Raw genomic sequence first — 8,302 nt, forward strand, 5'->3', positions numbered from 1 at the left:
CTGCCGTGCCGACCGCACGGCAGCCACACCGGGCCGTCACCTGTTCTGCTCGATGTTCTGGCGGGTGGCCACCAGCAGCGCGTCCCGGGTGTGGGCGCGCGCACCGTGCGTCGGGTGGTGGCCGAGCTTACCGACCAGCGCGGGGTGAGCAGCCGTTTCCAGGCGGGTGCCGAGGCGGTCCGCCATGGCTGGATCTGATCAGATCGGCTCTTTGTAGTTCTGCCGCATGGAGATGCTCACCTCGGCACAGACCGGGTGGCCCGCCGGGCAGGTGGTGCTGGCGAGCGCTGTCTGCGTGATGGTCAGGCCGCCCCGGTCGTACATCCAGCACGCCACTCCCGAACTGTTCAGGCAGGATTCCTTGGGCCTACGCCTCCACTGGGCAGCCGCGATCTGCTTGTCCAGTTCGCGAATCGCCGCGTCCGGACTGGTATTGACCTGGTGGTCACGGTCCCAGTGGAACTTGCCCCGCGATCTGTCCGCCGCCTTGCCGCCCCGGAGTTGCCAGCCTGCCGGAATGGCAATCTCGTCGAGACGGGCCTGCCCGATGGTGAGCAGCTCCTCGGTCGACCGCTTCTCCGGCGGCGGGCCGCCGCACGCTGACACGAGCGTGACGCCCCCCAGAGTCAGGGCCACCAGCAAACGGCCGCTGAACCGCATGGCACACCTCTCTCCGTTGTCGCATCCGGACCGGCCGCCGTAGCCGGCACAGATCACCGCGATTGCCGCTTCCTATCGGGCCCCGGCAGGGGCCTGCGCGACCAGGCACAGGCCCGCGCCGGTCAATCACTGCGAAGAGAAGCGCGGGCATGCGGGCGGCCACCGCGTTGACCATCGATGGTTTGTGCGGACGACCGAAGATCGTGCGGTGGCCGCGGGCCACACCCTAGACCCGCTGGGTGGCGGGTCATCCTGGACGAGGCGGTGACGCGTGTCGCTGTCCGGTCACCGCTGACCCTGTCACAGCAGGGCGGTGGAGCTGAGGGCAGCCGGATCCGGGGAGTGCCGGGGATGGAACAGGGAGCAGGCGTAAGTTACCGCCGCTCGGCTCCCTCGGTTGCTGGCGCGGCGGCGTCGAGCCGCGGCGGTGTTCCGCAGGTCGTACGGCCGACCGAGCGGAGTCAACCTGGCGAGGCGCCGGTGCGGGTCGATCGATCCGGCACGAGCCGCTGCTGGGCGTGCGGCCGTATTGCCAGCAGATTGGCCGAGTTCAGCGTGCGAGCTTCGCGCGTACCTGCTCGGCCTTCGGATGCCCGATGGCAACGAGAAGGGTGAGTGCGTCCTGCCACGCCGCTTGCGCAGCGCTCGCGTTCCCTGCGGCAGCCTCGCTGTCGCCGAGATGGTGCAGGGTCTCCGCCTCGTAGTACCGGTCACCAAGGGTCCTGTACACGGCGATGGCCTCCCGGTAGTGGTATGCCGCGTCGGCGTACCGCTTCAGGTGTTGGAGGCTGTACCCGATGCTGTCCAGCGTATGGGCCCGGTACGTGAGGTCGTCGACCTCGTCGAACAGAGCCAAGGCTTGTGAGCAGTGCGTGAGCGAGCTGTCGTAGTCGCCCTGCAGTGCTCGGTACCAACCCAACGCATTGAGCGCCTGCGCCTCGCCCGTGCGGTCGCCTATCTGCCGGTAGAGACCCAGGGCGGTGCTGGCGTGCTGCTCGGCTGCGGGGAAGTCGCGCAGCTGTTCACTGGCGTATCCCATGGCGCGTTCGGTCCGGGCAAGGCCTTGGATGTCACCGACTTTCCGGAAGCAGTCAACCGCTAGTCGATGGCGGGCCATGGCGTGGTCGTATTCGCCGAGCTGTGTCAGCGCGTTGGCGAGGTTGCGCAGTGCGACACCATGCGCACGCGGGTCGCCCATCGGCTCGGCGGCCTCGACAGCGAGGCGGTAGAGGTCGGCGTACTCGCGCCAGTATCCGCGGCGGTGGAGGAAGGTCGTCATGCTCCACGGTAGGAGGAACGCCGGTCGGTGCCGGCCGCGTGCGGCTGCGAGTCGAGCCGCCGCCGACAGGCTCTCGTGCTCCTGCTCGAACCACTCTGCCGCGCCCTCGGCCGAGTCGAAACTGGGCGGCTGGATCCCATGTTCCGCAGAAGGCGTCGGGAAGGTCTCCCGAAGGGGATCCAGCAGCCGGTCACCATGTACGGCGGCCTGTAGGTAGTAGTCGATTACTCGGGTGTGGGCGGCGGCTCGTCCGGAGCTGGTCTCGTGCTCCTCGCTCAGATCGTTCGCGTAGGCGCGCAGTAGATCGTGGAGCCGGTAACGACCCGGGCAGTACTCCTCAATCAGGTGTTGATCTGCCAGGTTCCTCATCAACCGGGCGGTGAGGCCAGCTTCGGCGCCGACCAGGCTGGCAGCGGCAGCGACGGTAAAGTCGGGGCCGGGTACCAGACCCAGGTACCGGAACAGCCGCGCGGCGTCCGGGTCGAGGGTTCGGTAGGACCAGGAGAAGACGGTGGGCAGGTCCGACTCCGAGTCGTCGACCTCGAAGTTCCGCAGTACGGGTTCGCCGCCCGTCGCCTCCGCGACGAGTCGGTCCAGTGGTTGGTCCGGCGCGAGCATGATCCTCGCCGCCGCGATGACGAGCGCCAGCGGCAATCCGCCGCACATGGTCAGCAGCGTGGCCGTCGCTTCTGGATACTCGTCCAGCCGCCCGCGGCCGATCCGATCATCGAGCAGTTCCCTGGCCTGCTTCCGGGAGAGGACGTCCAGCTTGAGCGGGACGGCCTTGTCGCGGGCGACGAGCCCGGTGAGCTGGCTTCGGCTGGTGACGATGGTGAAGCACGATGAGCTGCCCGGCAGCAGTGGACGGACCTGCTCGGCGGTTGCGGCGTTGTCCAGCACAAGCAGCAGGCGTCTGCCGGACAGCACACTGCGGTACAGGCTCAGTTGAGCATCGAACCTGGCCGGTATTCTCTCGGCCGGCACGCCGAGCCCGTCCAGCAGCTCACGGACGGCATGGGCAGGCGCGACCGGATGGTCGGCGCTGAAACCACGCAGGTTGAGGTACAGGTGTCCCTCGGTGAACCGTCTTGCGTTCTGGTGCGCCCACCTCAGTGCGAGAGTGGTCTTACCGATGCCCGCAGTGCCGTGCACGGCGGATATGACAGCTACCCCGTTGCCCGCCCTCCTGTGCAGGGCGGTGAGCTGGTCGAGCTCGGCCGTTCGGCCCACGAAAGGGCTGGTGTCCATAGGTAGCTGCCTGGGTGGCACCGTGCCGTCCGGGTCAGGCGTCACCGTTCCCGCCGTGGCGTGCTGGTGTGCCGTCGTCCACGCGTTCTCCCAGGCGCGGTATCGACGCGTACCAGTGCCGACTCCACAGAGATTGACGTACGCGCGGAGCCAGTCCAGGCGCGGCAGCTCACCTCCTTCAACCTTGCTGATCTTCGTACGGGTCAATCGCACATCGCTGAGGCGCGTCTTCGAGTCCATCTCCCGCGTCGTGAGGCCAGCCGTCTCCCTGAGCGACTGCAGCGCCGCGCCGAGCGCGGCCGGTGTCGACACGTCCGCCAGTTCCCGGTCCACTCCGTAAACCTCGCATCCGTCCCAGCGGTGTCTGCGGTTTCTCTGTGGCGTTCCGATGGCAGCCTGTCCTACCAGGCGATCCACCTCGATTATGTCCCGGCCTGTCCCGCAGAGCGCCACCACGCCGAGTGAGCGCGAAGGTGTGGTCAGAACCGGTGGAACTGCGACTGGGAAGCGGCGGGGTGGGACCAGTGGACCTTGAGCGACTTGTGACGTACAGCCCTTGGGTCGCGACCGCCGCTGTGGGTCTACCGGTGCTTGCCAAGACGGTGGTCGCACTGATCGTGACGAAAGGCGTCCCACCCCGCGAGAAGGCGGCGATCCTTCGTGCGGTGGGCGACATGTTCCGGCCATGGCGGCGGGGCGGCGATCCCGGATGAGTACGTTGGTGCCGCGGCTGTCGCACCCTGCCCAGGGCAAATCACGGAACTGCAATAGCTCGGCGCAGGCTGATCGACTGATCATCGCGAAAGGCTTCCCACCTCAGCCACCGCGTACCGGAACCGTCTGACAGCCTGAACTCGGCGGGCGGCCAGCCCAGCCGCCTGGGGCGTGTCCTGCCGATCTTGTAGCGGTTGATCGTTGACGATGTGCCGGTGGTGCGTCGTGGTGAACTGACTGTCGAGGCGTGGGCGGTGATCGCGCCGCTGCTGGCGTACGAAGATCCACCTCGCCGTCGACGGACGCGGCCGGCCGCTGTCGATCCTGCTCACCCCGGCCAGGCCGGCGACAACCCGCAGTTGCTGGCGCTACTGGACGCGATCCGGGTCACGAACCTGGACCCGGACGGCCCCGTAAACGCCCCGACGTGTTGATCGCCGACCAAGCCGGGGATTCAGGGGTGCGCCCATCTCGGCCTCAGCCTGGGGATCCGCCCGTCCCGATAGCGCCTCGACCAGACGCTGAAAGCGCCGTTGATCCTCGGTCCGGTACACGGCTGAAGCATGTCATGACGCGGACTGCCGATCCATGATCGGCAGGACACGCCCTAGCCGGTCAGTCGCCGTGGTGGCGGCCGGCGGAGCGGAGTGACCCGCGAGGACTCTCCCGAGCCGGCTCGCTGTCCACCACCGACCTGCCCAGCCCGCTCACCCAGTCGACGAACTCCGCGTCCTGCCTCGGCAGCGGCTCGCGGTCCGGCCGGGTGCCCGCGCCGTCCGCGTCGGCCCGGGATCTGTTGCGCCGGAACAGGCCCAGCCGGCCGCCAGCCCGCTCGCTGGTCCGTTGCGCCTTGACAACGGGTGCCGGGGCGGCCGGCGCAGGGATTGCGGCGACCGGAACGGCCCCTACGGGGCCGGCCTGCGCGGCATCGGCCGTGGGCCGGATACCGGCGCGCCGGGCGTTCGCGAGGGCATCCCAGTTCGCGGCCTGGTCCAGGTTGGGCAGGGGCGGCCGGTGCCGAGGTGGGAGAGCCGGTTCGACGCCCTCTTGCGTGCCGGCCGAGTGGGTTGCCTCGGCACCCGGACCGGGCTCGGTCGAGGACGGCACCCGCCGGGCCGGAACGACTGGCCGAACTGCCTGAACTCGGTTCCGGTCGATCTTCGGCGGCTGGTACATCCGGCCGGTCCCCGGGGCGGCGGTTGCCCCGTCGGGTTCGGTGTTGTCGGCCCCCGCCGTTCCAGAGCCGTCCCCGCCGGGTCCTGCGGGAAGGTGGGCCGCCGTCGCGGGCGCCGGTTGCGATGTCTCCGGCGTGGCGAAGTCGGACTGTGTGGCGAAGTCGGCCTGTGTGGCGAGGTCGCCAGATGCGGCCGGTGCGGCGGTATCGGTCGGTGCGGCGGTCCGCGTCGCGGAGTCGGCCGGCGCACCGTAGCCCAGCGGTTCGGCCGCGGTCGCGTGCGTCGCTGCCATCACGCCGACGAACCTCCCCGTGCCGGCCAGGTCGACGGGCTCCGGCTCGTCGGCCGCGCCCGTGCCTGGCGTCATGGCCCGCGGCACGGCGGGGTCGGACAACGGACGGAGGATGTCGGTCGGCTCGACGACCCGCTCTTCGGAGGTACGCGACAGGAACGGCCAGCGGAACAACGCGGCGGCGGCCGAACCGAGCACGCCGGCGGCGACGGCGAGCAGCGCGCCGTAGTAGGGCGTGATCTGGTACCTGTCGACGGCGCCGCCGGGACCGGCGGTCAGGTAGGCGAACGCGATCAGCACCGCGCCGGTCGCGCCGGTCGCGCCGTTGACCAGAGGCGGATGCCTGCGCCAACGGGCCAGCCCGCCGGTCGCCGCGCCGACGAGCAGGGCCACCGCTGGCAGAGTCAAGAGAGCCTGGCGGTGTGCCGCGTCGGCGTCGAGCCCGGCCTGCTCCAGCACGCCGATCCGTACGGCGGGCAACGGCCCGGCGGTTGCGAGCGCCGGGACGACCGAGATGAGCGCCAGCAGCCAGACCACGCCGCCCACCGCCGCCATGTTCCAGCCCAGCGGCGGCTTCAGCAGTACGGCGATCGCGGCCCCCGCGCCGACCAGCGCGCCGACGATCGCGCAGATGCCGAGGGCCCAGATCGGGTCCACAGAGAAACGATCGGCGGCCTGGGCCGGCCGGACGCAGAGCGGCGCGATGACGGTGGCGCCCAGCGCGGCAGCGGCGGCGATGGCCACCAATCTGCCGGTGCTTTCCAGCACCCCGTATCGGCGGGCCAGGCGTGCGGTGACGACGGTGCCGGCTACTGCGGCGTGTGCCGCGAACCAGCCCACCCAGGCGAGCTGGGCGGGCCACTGGTTGACGGTGGCTCCGGTGGAGACGCCGGTGAGCTGGACGATGCCGAAGCTGAACGCGATGCCGAGCTGACCGGCACCGGCGAGCACGCCCATCCCGAGAGCTGCGACCAACAGGTTGCGCCAGGTGCGAGAGACCATGTCCGGCACCGTACGCACCTTTTAGGCCGATTGTGACCGAAATGCGATATTCCATGTCGGACGACCGTGCCAGCGGTCATCCCAGTTCGACCAGGTGCGCGACCTACCTGGTGCGGCCCACATCGGTGCGCATGTGGACCGTGCCGGGGTCGCGGGTGGCCGGTCGGCTCGTCGGCGTCGATCACCGCCCCCGGCGTCCTCGCCGCGGTGGCGGCGAGGTGAGGACGGCCACGGCCGACGCGGCCCGGCCTCAGAGCCGGGAGGTGAAGGTGGCCAGGAACCGGTGCGGGGTGACCGCGCCGGCGTTGTCGAAGCAGATCACGTCGACGTCGGCGTTGGTGGTGTACGTCCAGGGTTGGGTGAGGTGGAGGCTCGGGCGCGCGCCGAACGCCGGTCAGGGCAGTGTCAGCTCGAAGCACCCCCACCCGTCGCCGGCCTGCGCGACGAGCTTCCACGTTCCGGCGGCCGGCAACGGGATGCCGCTGGGGTACATCGCCTGCCCGGCGTCGTTGGTCGCCAGCGAGCCGGCGCTGTAGGTTTCGGTGCGACCGCCGGAGGTCGCGGTCACGGTGAGCGCGGCGTTGAGCTGGGGGCGGGCCGGCAGCCAGAACAGCTTGCCCAGGTCGGGGCCAAGGTCAGGGTGCCATTGCCGGCGGTACTCCACGAAGTCCCCGGCGATGAAGTCGCCCGAGCGCACCAGCATGGCGTCGCCGGGCACCGCGACGCACTCGCGTCGGGCGCTGCCGGGCAGGCTCTGCTGGAAGGCCGGCACCGGCGGCGACGCGGCCGGCGAAGACGGCACCGGCGCCGACCCAGCCGGCGAGGCCGGGCCGGCGGCGGGCGGGACTGGTGCAGTACACCCGCAGAGCACCAGCGCCACGACGAACAGCGGGATTGCTCGCACAGCGTTGCCTCTCTCCTCAGGCGGCCGGGGTCCAGGTGAGACCCGGCCGCTCCAACAAGCCACGAGCGTCGCGGTCGTGATGCAATGTGAGCTTCAGGCAGGGCAGGGAGATCGCCACGTCGGAGCCTCATCTTCCACCGCCCGGCCTGCAACCAGGACCGAGGGCTGTAAGACCGAATACGCGGCTCGTGAGGATGCTTGTCAATCCCAAGGTCAATACGGCAAATGAGGCTGAATTTAGTCATGGCCTCACAGAGCACGGACGGCCCAGAGCGGCACGTCGATGTGACCGACCCGCTTCGCCTCCACGGTGAAACAGGACGCGCCGCGAGCGCCTTCATCGCGAAGATGCGCGACTGGGCGCCCTGCACACCGTGCGGGATCAGCTGGCCCGTGTCCGGCTTGTCGGCCTGCACGGTCACCGCGACGGGCTTGGCGTCCACGGGTCACACCCACAACCGGACAGGTAGCCCCAGTGGTCACGGACCGGGACGGCGGACCAGCAGCACCAAGGCCACCCCGACGAACCGGTCGGTGCCGGTGACGGCGAACTCGCGGCGGAGCAGCTCGGCCCGGGCGGGCGGGATGCCCTCGTACGGGTCGCCCGCCCCGCCGACGACCAGCCAGATCCGCCGGACGTCGCCAAGGCAGGGAGCGGGATCGACGCAGTCGATCGCCCAGAACCCGCCGGACCGGCCGGGCGGCACGGCGAGGAAAACGTCCCGCGGCGCCGTGCGCAACTGGTACGCCATCGGCAGTGGGGCGCTCCACCCGCGCCAACCGGAGTAGGCGATGCCGTCACCGGGCTCGTACCGCCGGTCGATCACGGCGGCGGCGGCGCGGTAGTCCGCCTCCCCCGGCACCGGGCTGCGTCGGGCCTCCACCTGGCCCGGCAGGCCCACCCCGGCGACGGCCAGCACGGCCGCGACGAGCACCGCCGCAGGCCCGCCCGCCTGGGCGCTGCTGGCGGCGGTCGGGATCGCCGCGCCGGTCGCCGCGCTGCGGCGCGCGCTGCCGGCGGGCGGGCC

General features: G+C 70.6%; 4 protein-coding genes and 3 pseudogenes. 2 read left to right on the forward strand and 5 right to left on the reverse strand.

The features are described from left to right. Nucleotides 1-198: pseudogene (locus AB0J68_RS21345) on the forward strand (LuxR family transcriptional regulator); the annotation flags it as partial. On the opposite strand, the gene AB0J68_RS21350 reads toward AB0J68_RS21345, so the two are convergent. Beyond that, entirely contained in the window at nt 199-660 is a 462-nt protein-coding gene (locus tag AB0J68_RS21350; protein WP_363940135.1) for a hypothetical protein, read from the reverse strand. It lies immediately after the preceding pseudogene. A gap of 550 nt (nt 661-1,210) precedes the next feature. Further along, nucleotides 1,211-3,520 (reverse strand): tetratricopeptide repeat protein, encoded by a 2,310-nt coding sequence (locus tag AB0J68_RS21355; RefSeq protein ID WP_363940136.1) that lies wholly within the window; start codon nt 3,518-3,520, stop codon nt 1,211-1,213. Between the two features lie 657 nt (nt 3,521-4,177). Here AB0J68_RS21355 and AB0J68_RS21360 point away from each other — a divergent pair. Further along, nucleotides 4,178-4,358, forward strand: a pseudogene (locus AB0J68_RS21360) (transposase); the annotation flags it as partial. Nucleotides 4,359-4,516: 158 nt separating this feature from the next. Here the strand turns inward: AB0J68_RS21360 and AB0J68_RS21365 are convergent. From AB0J68_RS21365 to AB0J68_RS21375, 3 genes and pseudogenes are all read right to left on the reverse strand, one after another. Next, nucleotides 4,517-6,370 carry a hypothetical protein gene (locus tag AB0J68_RS21365; protein ID WP_363940138.1) on the reverse strand — a complete coding sequence of 618 codons (1,854 nt, stop codon included), beginning with the start codon at nt 6,368-6,370 and terminating at the stop codon, nt 4,517-4,519. 394 nt (nt 6,371-6,764) lie between these two features. Continuing rightward, complete coding sequence (locus tag AB0J68_RS21370) at nt 6,765-7,274, reverse strand: hypothetical protein (RefSeq protein WP_363940139.1); 510 nt, start codon at nt 7,272-7,274, stop codon at nt 6,765-6,767. A gap of 479 nt (nt 7,275-7,753) precedes the next feature. After that, a pseudogene (locus AB0J68_RS21375) lies at nt 7,754-8,302 on the reverse strand (hypothetical protein); the annotation flags it as partial.

The organism is Micromonospora sp. NPDC049580 (genome assembly GCF_040675595.1).
Taxonomy (GTDB): domain Bacteria; phylum Actinomycetota; class Actinomycetes; order Mycobacteriales; family Micromonosporaceae; genus Micromonospora.